This window comes from Escherichia sp. WS568 (assembly GCF_046486085.1).
In the GTDB taxonomy this organism is placed as follows: domain Bacteria; phylum Pseudomonadota; class Gammaproteobacteria; order Enterobacterales; family Enterobacteriaceae; genus Escherichia; species Escherichia coli.
The window spans coordinates 290,765-311,578 of the sequence record NZ_JBJQMC010000002.1; the positions used below are offsets into that span (position 1 = coordinate 290,765).

Annotated in this window: 15 protein-coding genes and 1 pseudogene; 8 read left to right on the forward strand and 8 right to left on the reverse strand. The window is 55.1% G+C overall.

What is annotated here, in order from left to right; genetic code table 11:
• Positions 1 to 533: 533 nt before the first annotated feature.
• From gltB to ACJHWR_RS03870, 8 genes and pseudogenes are all read left to right on the forward strand, one after another.
• Positions 534 to 4,994, forward strand: a complete 4,461-nt coding sequence (gltB, locus tag ACJHWR_RS03835; RefSeq protein WP_032189059.1) for a glutamate synthase large subunit — start codon at positions 534 to 536, stop codon at positions 4,992 to 4,994.
• A gap of 12 nt (positions 4,995 to 5,006) precedes the next feature.
• Positions 5,007 to 6,425, forward strand: a complete 1,419-nt coding sequence (gene gltD / locus ACJHWR_RS03840; protein WP_000081667.1) for a glutamate synthase subunit GltD — start codon at positions 5,007 to 5,009, stop codon at positions 6,423 to 6,425.
• 232 nt (positions 6,426 to 6,657) lie between these two features.
• The gene (locus tag ACJHWR_RS03845) at positions 6,658 to 7,980 is read left to right on the forward strand and encodes an SWIM zinc finger domain-containing protein (protein ID WP_000424192.1); all 1,323 of its coding nucleotides are present in this window, start codon (positions 6,658 to 6,660) and stop codon (positions 7,978 to 7,980) included.
• A complete protein-coding gene (locus ACJHWR_RS03850; protein WP_001007101.1) occupies positions 7,977 to 9,581 on the forward strand; it encodes a DUF5691 domain-containing protein in 1,605 nt (534 codons plus the stop codon). The genes ACJHWR_RS03845 and ACJHWR_RS03850 overlap by 4 nt, the downstream gene beginning before the upstream one ends.
• A complete protein-coding gene (locus tag ACJHWR_RS03855; protein WP_000204707.1) occupies positions 9,578 to 10,672 on the forward strand; it encodes an ATP-binding protein in 1,095 nt (364 codons plus the stop codon). Before ACJHWR_RS03850 ends, ACJHWR_RS03855 begins: the two co-directional genes overlap by 4 nt.
• Before the next feature lie 17 nt (positions 10,673 to 10,689).
• A complete protein-coding gene (locus ACJHWR_RS03860; protein WP_000139765.1) occupies positions 10,690 to 12,939 on the forward strand; it encodes a DUF5682 family protein in 2,250 nt (749 codons plus the stop codon).
• The gene (locus ACJHWR_RS03865; protein ID WP_000097506.1) at positions 12,929 to 14,098 is read left to right on the forward strand and encodes a VWA domain-containing protein; all 1,170 of its coding nucleotides are present in this window, start codon (positions 12,929 to 12,931) and stop codon (positions 14,096 to 14,098) included. The genes ACJHWR_RS03860 and ACJHWR_RS03865 overlap by 11 nt, the downstream gene beginning before the upstream one ends.
• Positions 14,099 to 14,103: 5 nt before the next feature.
• A pseudogene (locus tag ACJHWR_RS03870) lies at positions 14,104 to 14,226 on the forward strand (hypothetical protein); the annotation flags it as partial.
• Between the two features lie 93 nt (positions 14,227 to 14,319).
• Here ACJHWR_RS03870 and ACJHWR_RS03875 read toward each other — a convergent pair.
• From ACJHWR_RS03875 to nanR, 8 genes are all read right to left on the reverse strand, one after another.
• On the reverse strand, positions 14,320 to 14,466 hold the full coding sequence (locus ACJHWR_RS03875) for a hypothetical protein (protein WP_012311706.1): 147 nt from the start codon (positions 14,464 to 14,466) through the stop codon (positions 14,320 to 14,322).
• On the reverse strand, positions 14,435 to 15,007 hold the full coding sequence (locus ACJHWR_RS03880) for a hypothetical protein (protein ID WP_001196760.1): 573 nt from the start codon (positions 15,005 to 15,007) through the stop codon (positions 14,435 to 14,437). Before ACJHWR_RS03880 ends, ACJHWR_RS03875 begins: the two co-directional genes overlap by 32 nt.
• 128 nt (positions 15,008 to 15,135) lie before the next feature.
• Positions 15,136 to 15,600, reverse strand: coding sequence for an N-acetylneuraminate anomerase (nanQ, locus tag ACJHWR_RS03885; protein WP_000979879.1), 465 nt, complete (start codon positions 15,598 to 15,600; stop codon positions 15,136 to 15,138).
• Positions 15,597 to 16,472: an N-acetylmannosamine kinase gene (nanK, locus tag ACJHWR_RS03890; protein WP_000209036.1), complete on the reverse strand. Its 876-nt coding sequence runs from the start codon at positions 16,470 to 16,472 to the stop codon at positions 15,597 to 15,599. Before nanK ends, nanQ begins: the two co-directional genes overlap by 4 nt.
• Positions 16,469 to 17,158 (reverse strand): N-acetylmannosamine-6-phosphate 2-epimerase, encoded by a 690-nt coding sequence (locus ACJHWR_RS03895; RefSeq protein WP_000054239.1) that lies wholly within the window; start codon positions 17,156 to 17,158, stop codon positions 16,469 to 16,471. The genes nanK and ACJHWR_RS03895 overlap by 4 nt, the downstream gene beginning before the upstream one ends.
• 47 nt (positions 17,159 to 17,205) lie before the next feature.
• A complete protein-coding gene (gene nanT, locus ACJHWR_RS03900; RefSeq protein WP_000108473.1) occupies positions 17,206 to 18,696 on the reverse strand; it encodes a sialic acid transporter NanT in 1,491 nt (496 codons plus the stop codon).
• A 108-nt stretch (positions 18,697 to 18,804) separates the two neighbouring features.
• A complete protein-coding gene (gene nanA, locus ACJHWR_RS03905) occupies positions 18,805 to 19,698 on the reverse strand; it encodes an N-acetylneuraminate lyase (protein ID WP_000224706.1) in 894 nt (297 codons plus the stop codon).
• A gap of 121 nt (positions 19,699 to 19,819) precedes the next feature.
• Complete coding sequence (gene nanR / locus ACJHWR_RS03910; protein WP_000523850.1) at positions 19,820 to 20,611, reverse strand: transcriptional regulator NanR; 792 nt, start codon at positions 20,609 to 20,611, stop codon at positions 19,820 to 19,822.
• Positions 20,612 to 20,814: the final 203 nt, after the last annotated feature.

The following is a 20,814-nucleotide window of genomic DNA, read 5'->3' on the forward strand; positions in this document are numbered from 1 at the left end:
CATAAATCACTTTTGCTTATCTTGTGTCAGATTTTTTTATCTCCTTATGGATTTTAGGCAAAAACAGTAGCATGAAACGTTATTACCAATTAAGGCAGTATAAAATGCTGGTTTTCTCGTCAGTTCAAGGCAGGATAAGGGTTAACACGCCTTTATGACAGTCAGGAATTGACTGTTTCTCTAACGACGCCCTTTTAGCCTTAAATAGAAAATCCACTTTAATTTCAGACAATTAATAAAGAATTTTGCGCTAAAGCACATTTCTGTACCAATAAGCTTGCCATTTGACCTGTATCAGCTTTCCCGATAAGTTGGAAATCCGCTGGAAGCTTTCTGGATGAGCAGCCTGCTCATCATATTTATGCAGTAATTGAGATCCCCTCTTCACCGTATTAACCGATGCGAAAAGGACAACAAGGGGGCGAATGCGAGGTGCGCGTATGACACGCAAACCCCGTCGCCACGCTCTTTCTGTGCCCGTGCGCAGCGGTTCGGAAGTGGGGTTCCCGCAGAGCCTGGGGGAGGTTCACGATATGTTGTACGATAAATCCCTTGAGAGGGATAACTGTGGTTTCGGCCTGATCGCCCACATAGAAGGCGAACCTAGCCACAAGGTAGTGCGTACTGCAATACACGCACTGGCCCGCATGCAGCACCGTGGCGCGATTCTCGCCGATGGTAAAACCGGTGACGGTTGCGGCTTGCTGTTACAAAAACCGGATCGCTTTTTTCGCATCGTTGCGCAGGAGCGCGGCTGGCGTTTAGCAAAAAACTACGCTGTCGGGATGCTCTTCCTGAATAAAGATCCTGAACTCGCCGCTGCCGCACGCCGCATCGTTGAAGAAGAGCTGCAACGCGAAACATTGTCGATTGTGGGCTGGCGTGATGTCCCCACTAACGAAGGCGTGCTGGGTGAAATCGCCCTCTCCTCTCTGCCACGCATTGAGCAAATTTTTGTGAACGCCCCGGCAGGCTGGCGTCCACGCGATATGGAGCGCCGTCTGTTTATCGCCCGCCGCCGCATTGAAAAGCGTCTCGAAGCCGACAAAGACTTCTACGTCTGTAGCCTGTCGAATCTGGTGAACATCTATAAAGGTCTGTGTATGCCGGCGGATCTGCCGCGCTTTTATCTGGATCTTGCGGACCTGCGTCTGGAATCGGCCATTTGCCTGTTCCACCAGCGCTTTTCCACTAACACCGTACCGCGCTGGCCGCTGGCACAGCCGTTCCGCTACCTCGCGCATAACGGTGAAATCAACACCATCACTGGTAACCGCCAATGGGCGCGTGCGCGTACCTATAAATTCCAGACGCCGCTGATCCCTGACCTGCACGACGCCGCGCCGTTCGTCAACGAAACCGGCTCTGACTCCAGTTCCATGGATAACATGCTGGAACTGCTGCTGGCAGGCGGGATGGATATCATCCGCGCCATGCGTCTGTTAGTGCCACCCGCCTGGCAGAACAACCCGGATATGGACCCGGAACTGCGTGCCTTCTTTGACTTTAACTCCATGCATATGGAGCCGTGGGATGGCCCGGCAGGCATCGTGATGTCTGACGGTCGTTTTGCCGCCTGTAACCTCGACCGTAACGGTCTGCGTCCGGCACGCTATGTCATCACCAAAGATAAGCTCATTACCTGCGCCTCTGAAGTCGGTATCTGGGATTATCAGCCTGACGAAGTGGTCGAAAAAGGCCGCGTGGGGCCAGGCGAACTGATGGTGATCGACACCCGCAGTGGGCGTATTCTGCACTCGGCAGAAACCGATGACGATCTGAAAAGCCGCCACCCTTATAAAGAGTGGATGGAGAAAAACGTCCGCCGTCTGGTACCGTTTGAAGATCTGCCCGATGAAGAAGTGGGTAGCCGCGAACTGGACGACGACACGCTTGCCAGCTACCAGAAACAATTTAACTACAGCGCGGAAGAGCTGGATTCGGTGATCCGCGTACTGGGTGAAAACGGTCAGGAAGCGGTCGGTTCGATGGGCGACGACACCCCATTCGCCGTGCTCTCCAGTCAGCCGCGCATTATTTACGACTACTTCCGCCAGCAATTTGCCCAGGTGACTAACCCGCCAATCGACCCGCTGCGTGAAGCGCATGTTATGTCGCTCGCCACCAGCATTGGCCGCGAAATGAACGTCTTCTGCGAAGCAGAAGGCCAGGCGCACCGTTTAAGCTTTAAATCGCCGATTCTGCTCTATTCCGATTTCAAACAGCTCACGACGATGAAAGAGGATCACTACCGCGCAGATACGCTGGATATCACCTTTGACGTCACTAAAACCACGCTCGAAGCGACGGTGAAAGAACTGTGCGACAAAGCCGAAAAAATGGTACGTAGCGGCACCGTACTGCTGGTGCTCTCCGACCGGAATATCGCTAAAGATCGCCTGCCGGTTCCGGCTCCGATGGCGGTTGGCGCGATCCAGACCCGTCTGGTCGATCAAAGCCTGCGTTGCGATGCCAACATCATCGTCGAAACCGCCAGCGCCCGTGATCCGCACCACTTCGCCGTGTTGCTGGGTTTCGGCGCGACGGCTATTTATCCGTACCTTGCCTATGAAACGCTGGGCCGTCTGGTAGACACCCACGCGATTGCCAAAGATTATCGTACCGTGATGCTCAACTATCGTAACGGCATCAACAAAGGCTTGTACAAAATCATGTCCAAAATGGGCATCTCCACCATCGCCTCTTACCGCTGCTCGAAACTGTTTGAAGCGGTCGGTCTGCACGATGATGTCGTGGGCCTGTGCTTCCAGGGGGCGGTTAGCCGCATTGGGGGGGCTAGCTTTGAAGACTTCCAGCAGGATCTGCTGAATCTGTCGAAACGTGCCTGGCTGGCGCGTAAGCCCATCAGCCAGGGCGGCCTGCTGAAATACGTGCACGGCGGCGAATACCACGCCTACAACCCGGACGTGGTGCGCACGCTGCAACAGGCGGTACAGAGCGGCGAGTATAGCGACTATCAGGAATACGCGAAGCTGGTTAATGAGCGTCCGGCAACCACGCTGCGCGATCTGCTGGCAATTACGCCGGGTGAAAACGCAGTCAACATTGCCGATGTTGAACCGGCAAGCGAACTGTTTAAACGCTTCGATACCGCCGCGATGTCTATCGGCGCGTTAAGCCCGGAAGCCCACGAGGCGCTGGCGGAAGCGATGAACAGCATCGGCGGTAACTCAAACTCCGGCGAAGGCGGTGAAGACCCGGCGCGCTATGGCACTAACAAAGTGTCGCGCATCAAGCAGGTGGCGTCCGGTCGCTTCGGCGTTACTCCGGCGTACCTGGTCAATGCCGACGTCATTCAGATAAAAGTCGCCCAGGGCGCGAAGCCGGGTGAAGGTGGTCAGTTACCGGGTGATAAAGTCACTCCTTACATTGCCAAACTGCGCTATTCGGTGCCGGGCGTGACGCTGATCTCCCCGCCGCCGCACCACGATATCTACTCTATTGAGGATTTAGCGCAGCTGATTTTCGACCTCAAGCAGGTCAATCCAAAAGCGATGATCTCCGTGAAGCTGGTTTCCGAACCGGGCGTAGGCACCATCGCGACTGGCGTGGCAAAAGCTTATGCCGATTTAATCACCATCGCAGGCTATGACGGCGGCACCGGCGCAAGTCCGCTTTCATCGGTGAAATACGCAGGCTGTCCGTGGGAGCTGGGGCTTGTTGAAACCCAACAGGCGCTGGTTGCCAACGGCTTGCGTCACAAGATCCGTTTGCAGGTTGATGGCGGCCTGAAAACCGGCGTTGATATCATCAAAGCGGCGATTCTCGGCGCAGAAAGCTTCGGCTTCGGCACTGGCCCGATGGTAGCGCTTGGCTGTAAATATCTGCGAATTTGCCACCTGAACAACTGCGCCACGGGTGTAGCAACTCAGGATGACAAACTGCGTAAGAATCACTATCACGGCCTGCCGTTCAAAGTGACTAATTACTTTGAGTTTATCGCCCGTGAAACCCGCGAGCTGATGGCACAGCTGGGGGTAACGCGTCTGGTGGATCTGATTGGTCGCACCGACCTGCTGAAAGAGCTGGACGGTTTCACCGCCAAACAGCAGAAACTGGCGCTGTCGAAGCTGCTGGAAACTGCCGAGCCAAATGCAGGTAAGGCACTCTACTGCACCGAAAACAACCCGCCGTTTGATAACGGCCTACTGAACGCGCAGTTGCTGCAACAGGCAAAACCGTTTGTCGATGAACGCCAGAGCAAAACCTTCTGGTTCGATATCCGCAACACCGATCGTTCTGTCGGCGCGTCGCTTTCAGGCTATATCGCCCAGACGCACGGCGATCAGGGGCTGGCTGCCGATCCGATCAAAGCATACTTCAACGGCACCGCAGGCCAGAGCTTCGGTGTGTGGAACGCGGGCGGCGTGGAACTGTATCTGACCGGCGATGCTAACGACTATGTCGGTAAAGGCATGGCGGGCGGCTTAATTGCCATTCGTCCTCCGGTTGGCTCAGCCTTCCGCAGCCATGAAGCAAGCATTATCGGCAACACCTGCCTGTATGGCGCGACCGGAGGTCGTCTGTATGCCGCAGGCCGCGCGGGTGAACGTTTCGGCGTACGTAACTCCGGTGCTATCACCGTGGTAGAAGGCATTGGCGACAACGGCTGTGAATATATGACGGGCGGTATTGTCTGTATTCTGGGTAAAACCGGCGTTAACTTCGGCGCGGGCATGACCGGTGGCTTCGCTTACGTTCTCGATGAAAGCGGCGATTTCCGCAAACGCGTTAACCCGGAACTGGTCGAGGTCTTAAGCGTTGACGATTTGGCGATCCATGAAGAGCATCTGCGTGGTCTTATCACCGAGCATGTGCAGCATACCGGTTCCCAGCGCGGTGAAGAGATTCTGGCGAACTGGTCAACCTTCGCCACGAAATTCGCGCTGGTTAAACCGAAGTCCAGTGATGTAAAAGCACTGCTGGGTCACCGTAGTCGTAGCGCAGCAGAGTTGCGCGTGCAGGCGCAGTAAGGGGTAGCAACAATGAGTCAGAATGTTTATCAATTTATCGACCTGCAGCGCGTTGATCCGCCAAAGAAACCGCTGAAGATCCGCAAAATTGAGTTTGTTGAAATTTACGAGCCGTTTTCCGAAGGCCAGGCCAAAGCGCAGGCTGACCGCTGCCTGTCGTGCGGCAACCCATACTGCGAGTGGAAATGCCCGGTACACAACTACATCCCGAACTGGCTGAAGCTCGCCAACGAGGGGCGTATTTTTGAAGCGGCGGAACTGTCGCATCAGACCAATACCCTGCCGGAAGTGTGCGGACGTGTCTGCCCGCAAGACCGTCTGTGCGAAGGTTCCTGCACCCTGAACGATGAGTTCGGCGCAGTGACCATCGGCAACATTGAGCGCTATATCAACGATAAAGCGTTCGAGATGGGCTGGCGTCCGGATATGTCCGGCGTGAAACAGACCGGTAAAAAAGTGGCGATTATCGGCGCAGGCCCGGCGGGTCTGGCGTGTGCAGATGTCCTGACGCGCAACGGCGTAAAAGCAGTCGTCTTCGACCGTCACCCGGAAATCGGCGGCTTGCTGACCTTCGGTATTCCGGCCTTCAAGCTGGAAAAAGAGGTAATGACGCGCCGCCGTGAAATCTTCACGGGCATGGGTATTGAATTCAAACTCAATACCGAAGTGGGCCGCGACGTACAGCTGGACGATCTGCTGAGTGATTACGATGCCGTGTTCCTTGGCGTCGGGACTTATCAGTCAATGCGCGGCGGGCTGGAAAACGAAGACGCCGATGGCGTGTACGCAGCGCTGCCGTTCCTTATCGCCAACACCAAACAGTTAATGGGCTTTGGCGAAACCAACGACGAACCGTTCGTCAGCATGGAAGGCAAACGCGTGGTGGTCCTTGGCGGTGGCGACACTGCGATGGACTGCGTGCGCACGTCTGTACGCCAGGGGGCAAAGCACGTTACCTGTGCCTATCGTCGTGATGAAGAGAACATGCCGGGTTCCCGCCGCGAAGTGAAAAACGCGCGGGAAGAAGGTGTTGAGTTCAAATTCAACGTCCAGCCGCTGGGTATAGAAGTGAACGGTAACGGCAAAGTCAGCGGCGTAAAAATGGTGCGCACAGAAATGGGCGAACCGGATGCCAAAGGCCGTCGCCGCGCAGAGATCGTGGCAGGGTCAGAACATATCGTTCCGGCAGATGCGGTGATCATGGCGTTTGGTTTCCGTCCACACAGCATGGAATGGCTGGCAAAACACAGCGTCGAGCTGGATTCGCAGGGGCGCATTATCGCCCCGGAAGGCAACGACAACGCTTTCCAGACCAGCAACCCGAAAATCTTTGCTGGCGGCGATATCGTCCGTGGTTCCGATCTGGTCGTTACCGCCATTGCCGAAGGTCGCAAAGCGGCAGACGGCATTATGAACTGGCTGGAAGTTTAAATTGCAGCCTCCCGTGTAGCCCGCTTAAAACGGGTTACACGGGATAAAGTTATCTTTTTCCGAAAAACTACACTTTCCGCTATCCGCCATTGTTTCCTGAATTTACCGCCCGCTATACTCACTACAAATTTGCGATGGACGCGCAATACGCTGTTACGGAAAACAGTCTCCTCCTGCTTTGCTTAACGCCTCCTTGACCCCATCGATTTCCCCACGCCAATAGAGAATTGTAATGGAACTGACCGTTGAATCAGTGCAAGCCCTGGCGCCCGATGACGCCTCGGTTAAAGCGGCTCGTGGCCTGGTTGCTCCCGCAAAATGGCCGACGCTCGGATATAGCGAGGCTGCCTTCTGGGGAGAGTGTAAAGGTAGCGGCTCCCGCCCTTATCAGGTACGAATCGACAGACAGGATCTGGCCTGTAAATGTTCCTGCCCCAGCCGTAAATTCCCCTGTAAACATAGCCTTGCGTTGCTTTTTCTCCAGGTGCAACACACCGCAAGTTTCACCGCTGGCGAGCCGCCGGAATGGGTAAGCGAGTGGCTAACCTCGCGCCAGCAGCGGGCGGTTCGCAAAGAAGAGAAGAAAGAGCAGGCTGAGGCAAAAGCTGCCGACCCGCAGGCTGCCGCCAAACGGGAAGCGGCACGCAACCAAAAAATGACGGCGGGGCTGGATTTCCTCGAACAGTGGATGCACGACCTGATCCGCCACGGTCTGGCGCAGATCTCTGCACAACAGTTGCCTTTTGCCGGGATCGCCGCCCGCATGGTCGACGCCCAACTACCGGGAATTGCCGCTCGCCTGAACAATCTGACCACTCATTTTACTACCGCCGAGGTATGGCCATCGAGCCTGTGCAAAGAACTGGGGCAGCTACAGCTGATTATTGACGCCTGGCGCCAGCAACAAATGTTATCCCCGGCACAACTTAGCGATCTCCATGCGGCATTGGGAATACCCCCGGATAAACACGACGTCACTGACGGATTAACCTGCCTCGATAACTGGCAGGTCTTAGGTCAAAGCGCGCAAGAAGGGAATAATCTGTGGCGACGCCGGGTCTGGCTGTACGGAGAAAAGAGCCACCGCACCGCGCTACTGCTGGACTATTCACACGGTAGTAAAAACTTTCCCCAGCACTTTATCACCGGGCAAGTCTGCCAGGGCGCGCTTGCCTTTTTCCCTGGCGCATCACCGCTACGGGCGCGGGTTGTGGAGCCGTTTACCCGCGGTGAAAGATTCCCGCTTGCAGAATTACCCCTCCCGGACGCGCTGCATGACATGGCGCAGCGGCTTAGCGCGAATCCCTGGCAATGGCCTCTGCCGCTGCGAGTAAGCGAAATATTGATTTACCCGCACGAGAGCGGCTGGCGATTCGTCTCGACACAGGGCCAGCACTTACCGACGCACCTGTCGTCGGACGAGGGTTGGCGGTTACTGGCGGCCAGCGGCGGCGCGCCGTTTATGCTAATGGGGGAATGGGATGGTCAGCAGCTGACGCCCTGTAGCGCCTGGCTTGCCGGTAGCGTCATTTGGGCAACCGGAGGCGCACAATGAACGAATGGCAAAATTTAACCCGCACAGCGCTACTCGGCACAGACAAAAAAGCGTTTACACCGTCGGCGTCGCAAAGTGAGATTGGGCTGTTACTGTCTGAACTGGCGAATAACACATCCGCAGAGCAACAGCTACTGCGCTCGGCGGGCGTTCTGGCGCTCTGCCATCTGGCTGGCTGGGTGCCGCAGGCGATTGACCCCGCACCGCTGCCGGAAATCGATAAAGAAAATGCCGAGCCAATAAACAACCCGGCTTTTGCGGGACTGCTGCATCTGCTGCTGTCAGAAGGACCGCCGCGGTTGCTGTGGTCGGCGCTTGATCTATTGGTCCGTCGTCAACTTCTTCCTCCGCCCCTGCTGTTACCAGCATTGCTGAATTATGGAGCGCAAAAGCCATCTCTACGCGGCATCCTGTCCAATGTTCTGGGCGCTCGCGGGTGCTGGCTGGCGCAAATCAACGCCGATTGGGGCTATGTTCTCGCCTCCACTGACGCTCCGCTGGATGAAGAAATGTGGCTGCACGGCACGTCCGAACAGCGTCTGCAATATCTGACGCAAATGCGCATTCGCGCCCCGGAACAGGGTCGCGATCGGCTGGCGCAGGAGATGAGTTCGCTGGATGCCCGCGAACGCGCACAGCTGCTGGCTGTGCTGGAAGTGGGGATCTCCCAACACGACGAAGCCTTTCTGGAACAGACATTATCCGATCGCAGCAAAGAGGTGCGGCAAACTGCGGCACGGTTACTGTGTTGTCTGCCGGAAAGCGCCTGGATCTCGCGCATGAAGTCTCGGTTAGCGCCGTTGCTCAGTTCATCCCCCGCTCCTGAGACCTTACTTGAAAGGCTAAAAGGCTTATCCGGCAAAGAAAAAATGCTGCGCGTCGCCCTTGATGCCCCGGAGGCGTTCTTACCAGAGTGGAAGGCCGATGCGCTGGAAGAAACTAAGCCCAAAGGCGAAAAGTTGGGCCAGCGCGCATGGTGGCTGTATCAGATAGTTGCAGCGGTTCCGCTCGACTGGTGGCAAACGCAACTGCAGGCTACCCCCGTTGAACTGCTGCGCTGGGCCGGGAAAACCGACTGGCAGGAGGCGCTACTGCGCGCCTGGTATCACGCCGTCCTGCGCGAAAAAAATCCACAGTGGGCGCAGGCATTCCTCGCCCTACTCCCCGTCGGAATAAGCATTCATTCCCCTGCTGGCGTGAAGATTAACGCCTTTGAGCTTCTGCAATGCCTGCCCGTAGAAGAACACGAGCCAGTGTTGACGTTACTGTTCTCGGTAATGGGCGGCGAACATTTACAACGCTACATCGCCCTGTTACCGCTGGATGCGTCGCTCTTTAGCCTGCGCCTGAGCCAGCAAATGGTCACGGAGCTGCACCGTTGGGTGAAACATGATTCCGCGCGCTTTGACTACGCCCTGCGCCATGTGATGAGTGATTTCGCCTGCCTGCTGGCCCCCGAAGTCCTCAATGATGTCATTGACAAGTGGCCGCATGACGCACAACAAACGCCTTATTGCGAGGCAGCCTTTACTGCCCTGAGCGCCACGCTGGCGCACCGAATTCAACTTCATTCGTTTTTTGTCGGAGAAACTACTTTATGACTTCCACCGCTACTGCCGCCGTTTTACGCCGACATGCCGAACAACAATTTGCAGAAGAACTGGATGAGCTGCAAAAAAACGATACTCATCCGCGCCCGGAAAACTGGGCTATTTCTCCGTGGTCCGTTGCTACTTATCTGTTAGGCGGGCAACTGGAAAATGGTTTTGAGGTCACGCCGAAATATATCGGCAACAGGCGGATTATCGAAACCGCCGTTGCCACGCTGGCAACCGATCGCGCACTGCTGTTGTATGGCGTACCCGGCACTGCGAAATCCTGGGTCTCTGAACATCTGGCGGCTGCCATCAGCGGCGACTCAACGTTAATTATTCAGGGCACCGCAGGCACCGGTGAAGAACAAATGCGTTATGGCTGGAACTACGCGGAGTTGCTCTCTAAAGGTCCGTCACGTTCGGCGCTGGTAGAAAGCCCATTGATGCGGGCGATGGCACGCGGGCAGATTGCCCGCGTAGAAGAGCTGACGCGTATTCCTGCCGATGTTCAGGACACGCTGATCACGATCCTGTCGGAAAAAACGCTGCCTATCCCCGAACTGAATGAAGAGGTCCAGGCGACGCGCGGCTTTAACGTTATCGCCACCGCCAACAACCGGGATAAAGGCGTTAACGAGCTTTCTTCCGCACTTAAACGTCGTTTCAACACGGTCATTTTGCCCGTACCCGCCAGCGAAGAAGAAGAGATTAACATTGTCACTCGCCGCGTCGCCGAACTGGGTCAGGCGCTGGCACTTCCTGCCGAACCGCCAGCGCTTAAAGAGATCCAGCGAGTCGTGCAAATCTTCCGCGAACTGCGAAACGGCCTGACGGTTGACGGCAAAACGAAAATTAAGTCGCCAACCAGTACTCTCAGCACCGCGGAGGCGATCTCCGTTATCAACAACGGTATGGCGCTGGCGGGCCATTTTGGCGACGGCGTGCTACATCCGCGGGATATCGCCGCAAGCCTTATCGGCGCGGTGGTAAAAGATCCCGTGCAGGACGACGTGGTATGGCGTGAATATCTGGAAACTATAGTCAAAGAGCGCAGCGACTGGAACGATCTCTATCGCGCCTGCCGCGAAATTGTGTAATCAGCAAGGCAACCACTATGACTGAACAAACCGTTCATTTGTTTGGCATCCGTCACCATGGCCCTGGCTGCGCGCGCAGCCTGCGAAAGGCGCTGGAGACGCTACAGCCCGACTGCCTGCTGGTGGAAGGGCCGCCCGACGGCGAATCCATCCTGCCTTTTATGCAGCATGAACAGATGCAACCGCCGGTCGCGCTACTGATTTATGCCCCGGACGACTCACATCACGCCGCGTTTTACCCCTTTGCGGCGTTCTCCCCGGAATGGCAGGCGCTGCGCTATGGTTTTGAGCAAAATATCGCCGTGCGCTTTATGGACTTGCCCATCAGTCATCAGTTCGCGCTTGATGACGAAAAAGAGAGCGATGACGATGATGCCGTTGAAGCCAGTCCCGACGGCGATCCGCTGGACTGGCTGGGCCGCGCCGCCGGTTACACCGATGGGGAAAGCTGGTGGAGCCACAGAGTAGAGGAACGCGAAGATGATTTGTCTCTGTTCGAGGCGATTCGCGAGGCGATGATTGCCCTACGCCAGGCAACTCCCGAAGCCCGAAACTCAGCCAGAGATCAACTGCGTGAAGCGTATATGCGCAAGACGCTACGTCAGGCGAAAAAAGAGGGCTTCTCGCGCATCGCGGTAGTCTGCGGTGCGTGGCACGTTCCGGCGCTGGAAAACCTGCCGCCCGCAAAGAATGATAACGAACTGCTGAAAAATTTGCCGAAGTGCAAGGTCGCGGCAGCCTGGACGCCCTGGAGCTACGAGGCGTTAAGCCGCGCCAGCGGTTATGGCGCAGGGGTGGTGTCACCGGAATGGTACGATCATCTGTGGCGTTATCAGGGCGCTTCTCACCGCGATATCGGCTGGCTGTCACGCGCGGCAAGGCTGTTTCGCGAAGCCGATCTCGACTGTTCCAGCGCCCACATTATCGAAGCGGCGCGGCTGGCGCAGACGCTGGCGATTATGCGCCATCACCCGCAGCCGGGGCTTGACGAACTTTGCGAAGCGCTGCAAACCGTAGTGTGTATGGGCGAAAGCGCGCCAATGCAGATGATTCGCCAGAAGTTAATTGTCGGCGACGCGCTGGGAAGCGTACCGGATGATACGCCCGTCGTGCCGCTCCAACGCGACATTACGCAACAGCAAAAAACGCTGCGCCTGAAGGCAGAAGCCAGCGAAAAAGTGCTGGATCTTGATCTGCGCAAACCCGGCGATCTGGCGCGTAGCCATTTACTGCATCGCCTGACCTTACTCGACATTTCCTGGGGCCGTCTGGCTGGACAAGGAAATAACAGCAAAGGGACGTTCCACGAAGTCTGGTCGCTGCGCTGGGAACCGGCACTGGCAATCAACATCATTACCGCCAGCCGTTGGGGTAACAGCATTGAGCAGGCCAGCTCCCGCTATGCCATTGTGAGGGCGCAATACGCCAGCACGCTGCCGGAACTGGCAAAGCTTATCCAACAGGTGCTACTGGCCGATTTACAGACCGCGATTGCCCCCATCGCCAATACACTGGAATCACTGGCTGCCACTCAGGGCAATATCGAACAGTTGCTGGAAGCCCTGGCACCACTGGTGGCGATTGTCCGCTACGGCAACGTGCGCCAGACCGACTCTGGTATGGTAATGCAGGTACTGATGAGCCTCGCCCCGCGCGCCGCCATCGCCCTACCCGGAGCCTGTTCGGCGCTCAACGACGACAGCGCCGCCAGTATGAGAGAAAAAGTTATCGACGCCCACGCCGCGCTGCGGTTGCTGGATAACGAAGATCTATTGGCGGGCTGGTTGCAGGCGTTGATGGTGCTGGCAGAGGGCAGTACCGCACACGCGCTGCTTCGCGGAACGGCGACGCGCCTGTTGTTTGATCTGCAAACGTTAACGACAGAACGGATCAGCACGCTGATGAACCTGGCGCTATCGCCAGCCAATCCCCCGGCGGAAAGTGCCGCATGGGCGGAAGGTTTCCTCAACGACAGCGCGATGGTGCTACTGCACAATAGCGAATTATGGCAGTTGATCGATGCCTGGCTAAGCGGCCTGAACGACAATCACTTCACCCGGATCCTGCCGATGCTGCGGCGGACATTCGGCCGTTTTTCCAGCCCGGAACGCCGCCAGTTAGGCGAACGCGCCGCGCAGGGCGAGCGTGTCGCGCAGCAAGAAGAGACCAGCGGTATATGGGATGAACAGCGTGCCGCGTTAATGCTGCCGCTACTGCGCCGCATTCTGGCTTTGCCACCACACGAAAGGGAAAATCATGTCGAGTAACGAAATGGAACGGCTGCGCCGCTGGCGTCTGATCCTTGGAGAAGATGCCGACAATGCCTGTAACGTGGCGCTGGATGCCAGAGAGTCCGCGATTGATGCCGCGCTGGCGGCGCTGTATCAGCCAGAGGGTAAACATGGATTACGCGGCGGCACGGGTGGATCGTCACCCAAAGTCGCTCGCTGGCTGGGTGATATTCGCCAGTATTTCCCTTCTTCTGTGGTTCAGGTGATGCAAAAAGACGCCTTTGAACGTCTTAATTTGCACAGTATGTTGCTGGAGCCGGAGATGCTGGCAAACGTCCAGCCTGATGTTCATCTGGTCTCCACGCTGATGTCGCTGAATGGCGTAATTCCGGCCAAAACCAAAGAAACCGCCAGGCTTGTGGTGCGTAAAGTTGTCGAGCAATTGATGAAACAGCTTGAAGAGCCAATGCGTAGCGCGGTAAGCGGCGCTCTTAATCGTGCGGTACGTAATCGTCGCCCGCGCCACGCGGAAATTGACTGGCAGCGCACCATTCGCGCCAACCTGCGCCACTGGCAGGAAGAGTATAAAAGTATTGTTCCTGAAACGCTGATCGGCTACGGGCGCAAGTCTCAACGCACGCAAAAGGAGATCATTTTATGTATCGACCAGAGTGGGTCGATGGCCTCCTCGGTGGTCTATTCCAGTATTTTTGGCGCAGTAATGGCATCGCTCCCGGCGGTAAAAACGCATCTGGTGGTTTTCGACACCGCAGTCGTTGATATGACAGAGAAGCTCGACGATCCGGTAGAGCTGCTGTTTGGCGTACAGCTGGGTGGCGGCACCGACATCAACCGCGCGGTGGGCTACTGCCAGTCTTTGATTCGCGATCCGCGCAATACCATTCTGGTGCTGATTTCCGACCTCTACGAAGGCGGGGTGGAACGCAATCTGTTGCAACGCGCCAGTGAGTTGATTCAGTCCGGCGTACAGGTGGTTACCCTGCTGGCCTTAAGCGATGAAGGTGCGCCGTTTTACGACCGGTCACTGGCAGGAAAACTCGCCGCCATGGGTATTCCCTCCTTTGCCTGTACCCCAGATTTATTCCCCGGCATGATGGCCGCCGCCATTCGTAAGGAAGATGTGAATCTGTGGGCTGCGCAAAATGGCGTAGTGACAGCAAGAGAAACCGCCTGAAAATTCTGGCCGGATACGCCCGGACGGATACGGTACTTAGCACCGCGACGTTCGGGGAAATTGGCCGACGAATTGTCGAATTTGAACAAGGCGATAAGGCTCGGGCCGCGTATGGTGCGCAGCTAATTAACTGAAGGTTGTATATAATCCCTGAGGCAGGTCAGAGGGGATTTTCTGAGGGCAAAAAAAGGCCCGCCGCAGCGGGTTATTGAAATCTTTCATTACGCAACAGACTTTGCAGAGCGTTTATGCAAAGTCCCTTCAATGCTGGCGCGCTCAAAGGATGCTTTAAGCTGGCGCATGGCTTCTTTCTTGCGCTCTGCAACAGTCATTTTCTTAAGTTCGGAAACATTCGGTTTGTATGGCATAACCTCGTTCCTCCTCTCCAACATCTTTGATTACTCTATATGCTACATTAGCCGGGGCATTGTGTAAAATCCGGTCATAGTAACGTTTCAACTTGTCATTCTCTGCGATGGCAAGATAAGCCCTGGCATGATAAATGATGTAATGCTTTTCAATAATCGTTGCTAGCGCCTCTGCGAGTTCATCAGTAAAGCGTCTGCGCCTCGAGCATTCAGTTGCGGCGGGGGGCATGTAAAAGTTACCACTATCAAAGTTTTCTTGCCTATCAAATTTCACATCAAAACAATTAGTTGGGATTTCAAATCCAACTTCCTCGCTACGGTATTGATGGTACTCCGCATCGCTAATATCAATAGGGCTAAATATCACGATAAAATGATGATGGTCTACCGAAAACCTATAGAGATGATTTAAAAAATCTCCCTGCGGAAATTCCTCAAATTCATCGGATAGAAAAGAAATCATCTGATTGTTTTTTTCCGTTAAACGATTCCCCATTCTACCAAAATTAAGCCTTACAAAGCTAAGGGATAAGAGCGCCAATTGCCGTTTTCCATAGTTCCGCTACTCCGGCGGAATGTCGCAAATAACTGCAACACATCTACACAAGAGCAGCGAAACCATGCCAACGTTGAGTTCCCAACCAGCGCCCCCTGCCTGAGCGAATACGTTTAAGCCATTAAATCAGCCTTAACCTTCACCACAACCTTTTTAATCTCATCAGGTTCGCCGACAACGCATCCTGGTTTATGCGGTTCTCCCGGCATAAACACGGCAAACATTCCCGGTTTTAAGATGATGGTTTGCTCATTCTCAATGGCGCTGCAAAGCTGGTAATCATCTTCATGGTGGAACTCTTCACACTGACGCGCAGTGCCTGCCATGCCAAACAGGATCCGTTCCTCACCGTTTAATAACAGCTGGATATCAATGTATTGTTCGTGCAATTCGGCTTTTTTCTCAACGGGCGATTGAGTGTTAAACGTCATGACATTCATAAAAATATTGTCGCCCTGTAATTCGTAACGACCCGGCGCTTTTTCTTGCGGTCTGGCAGCTAATGCCAGCGTTAACGCGTCCTGTAACGCAGGATGTAATCCGGCAGACGGTAATGACTGTACTTCACCCATCATCATAATTTTTCTCCCTGGGCCAACAGCGCAGCCCCAAGTAAACCTGCATCATGACGGTAGTGCGCCGCCAGTAAATCAACATGAAATGCCGCTGGCTCCTGCGCCAGATACGTTTCCACCAGCGCCAGATACCCTTCTGCCAGACCAACGCTGCCACCGACCACTACGCACTGGCAATCAGTTGTGGCTTTAATATCAGCGATCAGCCTTGCAAGCGTACGTGCGGAACGGTGAATCAGTTGCTGCGCCTGCTCATCGCCCTGCCCAGCGTGCGTGAAAATAGTTTTCGCATTCGCACCAGCCAACTCCCCCTGCGCTGCCGCTGCAATGCCGCGACCAGAAGCAATCGCCTCCACGCAACCTGTGCGTCCACAGCCGCAGACTGGACCATGCGGATCGGCAAGCGTATGCCCGATGTGCCCCGCCAGACCGCCAGGGCCGGTAAGCAGTTTGCCGCCGCTCACTACACCGCCGCCGACGCCAGTGGAAACGGTGATAAACACCATCTCGGTTATATCGCCTTCCAGCGCCTGATACTCCGCCCATGCTGCGGCCTGCGCGTCGTTAATGGCAATGGTCGGCAAATCGGTAAGTTGTTCCAAAGTTTTGACTAACGGAAAGTGTAGCAATCCACCGAGATTATGCGGATTCAGCGCCAGCAGGCTGCCGTCGCGAATAATTCCGGTTGAAGCGATAGCAACCCGCTGCGCATGAACTTGCAACGGAGAGACTAATGCGGATAAGGCATCACGCAAGGCTTCTGGTGTCTGGCTGGCTGGCGTAGGAAGTTCACGACGATCGCGGATCTGCCCATCAGCGCCAATCAGCGCGGCGGCAAGTTTAGTACCGCCGATATCAATCGCCAGTGTGGTCATAGCACCGCCTTTTTCATCGCTGTGTTGTACCACTGACAAATGTGTTCAAGACGCGTAATGGCAGAACCGACCGTCACCGCCCACGCGCCGTGGCGCATCGCATCCGCCGCCTGAGCAGGCGTGTTGTAACGCCCTTCGGCAATCACTCGACATCCGGCGTCGCTCAACGTTTTCACCAGCGCCAGATCCGGCTCTTCTGGCGTTTCAGGCGTGGTATAGCCAGAAAGCGTAGTGCCAATAATTTCGGCTCCCAGCTTTTGGCATGCCAGGCCGTCTTCCGGCGTTGAGCAGTCGGTCATCGCCAGTAAACCGTGATGATGGATACGTGCCAGCAGCGTTTCAACAGGCACCGGACGCGGGCGGTCGGTGCCGTCAATGGCGATAATGTCCGCGCCCGCCTGCGCCAGCGCATCGACATCTTCAATATAGGCCGTGATACGTACCGGAGAATCCTCCAGATCGCGTTTGACAATCCCGATAATTGGCACGCTCACCACCGCACGCGTGGCTTGCAGATTTGCCACACCTTCGATGCGAATGGCAACCGCGCCCGCCTGCTCTGCCGCTAATGCCATGGCTGCGACGATTTCGGGTTTATCGAGCGGGCTGTCAGGAACCGGCTGGCAGGAGACAATCAGGCCACCGTTAGCAGCGATTTTTTGATCCAGTTGTGCAAGTAACGACATACATCTTCCCTTAGCGAAAGGCCCGGTACATAGACCGGGCAACAGGATTAACTTTTGGTTTTGACTAAATCGTTTTTGGCGCTGCCAAATGGCACGGCACCGCTAAATGGTTTGCCGTCGATAGCGTCATGAGTACGCAATGCTTCCGGGCGCAGCCAACGCTGAACGCGAGAAGGCATATCCAGACCAATCAGCAGGATCACCACAAACGTCAAACTGAACGAGAGCGATGCCAGCGCAGTACCCAGATCCAGACGTTGAGCGATCAACGCGCCGATGATTGGGGCCAGTGCGCCGCCCAATGCGCCAACGTTGTAGGTAAAGCCCAGGCCCGCTGCACGCTGGTCGGTATCGAAATAACCGCCAATCAGTTTCGGTAAGATCCCGGCGATCCCTTGTCCAAGCATTTGCTGGAAGAACAGTAACAGACCGAGCACCCAGACGTTTGCGCCGCCAATCGCAAATACCGGAATAATCAGCAGCTGCGAGGCCAGCAGACTACAAACGTACGCTTTGCGGGTTCCCAGCCAGTCACCGAGGAAGCCACCGACGCAGCACCCCACCGCCGCGCCAAAGCCACTAAAGAACAGCACATTGGCGACAGTATGCGGGTCATAAGCCAGATCGGTTTTCAGATACGTTGGCAGCAGCGCCTGAATCGGCCATGAGTAGAGGAAAGCAAACAACACGACCACCATCAGCATTACGCCCGTTGGCCAGCGTTTGCCCGTACTCTGCACCATAAAGCTGATAAAGATTGCGGCGCATAACAGCCCAAGAACAGCGACGATCGCGGCATTTTGCAGGTTACCGGCGAAGCAGAACCACAGCGCAGTAGCCGCCGCCAGTGTCATTACGATATTGGCAATGCGATGTTCACCACGGTAAAGAATGTCTACCATCGTGCGTACCGGTGCTTTACCCCCGTGTTTCTCTTTCCAGTCTTCCGCTTCCGGGATGTTTTTACGCAGCCAGAGAGCAAAGATGATTGGCAAAATGCCGATAAAGAACAGCGCACGCCAGCCCCAGACCGGAACCACCAGGCTATAGACCTGAGCGGCAACGACGGCCCCCACTGAGAAGCCGGAAATCAGAAAACCACTGGCTTTGTTACGCAGATGCTTTGGCCAGCTTTCAATGACATAGGTGGCGCTGGAACCGTATTCACCCGCCATCCCCATGCCGATGACCAGACGAGCGATAAACATGGTGATGTAGCCTGGCGCAAAGCCGCAGGCCAGCGTCCCGGCCGAGAAGAGAACGATGCTGGTGACCATTGCCAGACGACGCCCGTAGCGGTCACCCATAGCGCCGAGCATCAGGCCGCCGAACCAGCGAGAGATAAAGGCTGCGGAGATCAGACTTGCCGCCTGCACCGTCGTCAGCCCGAATTCACCCTGTACTTCGGTGAGTACCAGGGCGATTAAAACGAAATCAAAACCGTCAAGCAGATATCCCAACCAGGCAGCGGAAAATGCCCGCCATTGTGCGCGGTTAAGATGGCGATACCACGGGATATTCTGGGTTGTAGTACTCATTGTGAGTCTCCCGCGGTGGGCGATGCCCACACGCTTTGGTATGAAAATTGTAGGGTACAGATGCGTTTATTTCCCCTCACCCGGTAGGGGCGAGCGAGGGGAAAAAACTCACCCGCGCTCTTGCATCAACTGCTGGGCCAGCGCCTTCAGTTCTGGCAGATATTTTTCATCTACCGGACCAAACGGTTTGCGGCACAGCGGCACAGAAACGACATCCATATAATGGAGGACCGTTTTCAGGCCGCGGAATACGCCCGTTTTGATCAGTAAATCAATGACTTTATTACATTCGGTTTGCAGCTTCTGCGCGGTCTGGATATCGCCTTCTTTCAGCGCCTTAACAATGCCCTGATAACGCCAGCCCATGATGTTGTAGGTACTACCGATACCACCATCAGCGCCCGCCAGAAGACCAGAGGCGAAGATTTCGTCGTAACCGTTATAGAGCACCAGATCCGGATGTTCACGACGGATCTGCTCCATCTGATAGAGATCGCCAGAGGTCTGTTTCAGCGCGCCAACACCTGGCAACGTAACCAGAGTGTTGATCTGATCCAGGCTCAGTTTAACGCCACTTAACGCCGGAATGTTGTACACCACCATCGGCAAACCATCCGCTGAATCAATAATTGCCCGATAGTGATCGCAGTGTTCTTCAAAGCTGAAAGGATAGTAGAACGGTGTGACGGCGGAGACGGCATCGAAGCCATAACGTTTAGCCGATGCCGCAAGTTGTTGGCTTTCGGCGGTGCTGACGCAACCTACGTGAGCGATGAGTTTAATCTTGCCTTTCGCCTCTTCGGCGACGATTTCCAGTACCTGTTCACGCTCGGAAAGGCTTTGTACAAAGGCTTCGCCGGTAGAACCACCCACGTATAAACCGTCGATGCCCTGCTGAATATTGAACTGAACCAGGCGACGCAGACTCGCTTTATCCAGTGCTTGTTGTTGATCAAAAGGAGTCAGGAGTGCGGCCATTACGCCACGTAAATTCGTTGCCATAAATACCTCTGAAGTGATGCTTGTCTGATAAACGATATACCTTTATACCTGTTATACCAGATCAATTAAGCAACACCCCATACAGAAAGCTTATAATGCGATCTGCTTCACTAAAGTGGCATTATTTCTTTTTGTTGGTGGTCTGACCGAAGGCGTGCCAGGTAGCAGAGACGCTGTTGAGATGCGATTGCAACGCGCGATCGGCTTCATCGGGATCGTGGCGGCGGATCGCGTCAACGATCGCAATATGCTGTTGATAGCTAACGTTGTTATGCTCGTGCAGAGCCTGATCAGCCACGGTTGGACGTGCGGCGATCAGCCAGTCGAGCAGGGCAACGTGGATCGCCATGAAGATTGGGTTACCGGGGATCTCCGCCAGCACGCGGTGGAAATCAACGTCTGAACGAATGAATGCCGCGTTGTTATCCAGCGACTGACTGTTGATTTCCAGTGCTTTTGCCAGCAAATCGATTTGCTCATCGGTAGCGTGTTCAGCCGCATAGCGCACCAGGCTGGATTCAAAGAACAGACGTAATTGTTCGAAATGGGCAATCCCGCCAGGATGAGAAAGGAAATCTTTCGCCATGCCGGAAAGCTCGCCGATGATGGTGTCCGCAGAAGGACGTGAGACGCGAGCGCGTTCGCCGTTGTTTATCTGCACCAGACCTTTGCGTTTTAACGCTGCCAGCGCTTCACGCACCGAAGGACGCCCGACGTTAAAGAACGCCATCAGTTCGCGTTCAGACGGTAATTGTTCACCTTCGCCAAATTCACGACGGCGGATCATCTGTTCCAGCTCTTCTTCCACCATTTCGGAGAGTTTTTTACGCGCCAGCGGGCGGCTGCGTAAGTTGCGGCCAATTACAGGTGAAGAATCTTCGGTTTGCGAATCAAATGCGTTCATAAGGCCCATTCTGTAAGGTCAGTGTGATTAACATCATCAGTGACATCCTATCACAGGATTGAAAGTAGGGGGAAATGGCGGGGTTTTCTCTTTGTGCCTCATCATTACTATAATTAACTGAATAATTAACTATTGCGAAAAATTAATGTAACGCAGATAAAAACATCCCGATTGAATTATTCATAAGACTATTAACAAGTATTATGAATATT

Excerpts from the sequence above, each read along its gene's own strand:
- nanQ (WP_000979879.1), bottom strand. The coding sequence starts at position 15,600 with ATGATGATGGGTGAAGTACAGTCATTACCGTCTGCCGGATTACATCCT.
- nanT (WP_000108473.1), bottom strand. The coding sequence starts at position 18,696 with ATGAGTACTACAACCCAGAATATCCCGTGGTATCGCCATCTTAACCGC.
- gltB (WP_032189059.1), top strand. The coding sequence starts at position 534 with ATGTTGTACGATAAATCCCTTGAGAGGGATAACTGTGGTTTCGGCCTG.
- ACJHWR_RS03850 (WP_001007101.1), top strand. The coding sequence starts at position 7,977 with ATGAACGAATGGCAAAATTTAACCCGCACAGCGCTACTCGGCACAGAC.
- nanR (WP_000523850.1), bottom strand. The coding sequence starts at position 20,611 with ATGGGCCTTATGAACGCATTTGATTCGCAAACCGAAGATTCTTCACCT.
- ACJHWR_RS03845 (WP_000424192.1), top strand. The coding sequence starts at position 6,658 with ATGGAACTGACCGTTGAATCAGTGCAAGCCCTGGCGCCCGATGACGCC.
- ACJHWR_RS03855 (WP_000204707.1), top strand. The coding sequence starts at position 9,578 with ATGACTTCCACCGCTACTGCCGCCGTTTTACGCCGACATGCCGAACAA.
- nanA (WP_000224706.1), bottom strand. The coding sequence starts at position 19,698 with ATGGCAACGAATTTACGTGGCGTAATGGCCGCACTCCTGACTCCTTTT.
- ACJHWR_RS03865 (WP_000097506.1), top strand. The coding sequence starts at position 12,929 with ATGTCGAGTAACGAAATGGAACGGCTGCGCCGCTGGCGTCTGATCCTT.
- gltD (WP_000081667.1), top strand. The coding sequence starts at position 5,007 with ATGAGTCAGAATGTTTATCAATTTATCGACCTGCAGCGCGTTGATCCG.
- ACJHWR_RS03895 (WP_000054239.1), bottom strand. The coding sequence starts at position 17,158 with ATGTCGTTACTTGCACAACTGGATCAAAAAATCGCTGCTAACGGTGGC.
- ACJHWR_RS03860 (WP_000139765.1), top strand. The coding sequence starts at position 10,690 with ATGACTGAACAAACCGTTCATTTGTTTGGCATCCGTCACCATGGCCCT.
- ACJHWR_RS03875 (WP_012311706.1), bottom strand. The coding sequence starts at position 14,466 with ATGCCATACAAACCGAATGTTTCCGAACTTAAGAAAATGACTGTTGCA.
- nanK (WP_000209036.1), bottom strand. The coding sequence starts at position 16,472 with ATGACCACACTGGCGATTGATATCGGCGGTACTAAACTTGCCGCCGCG.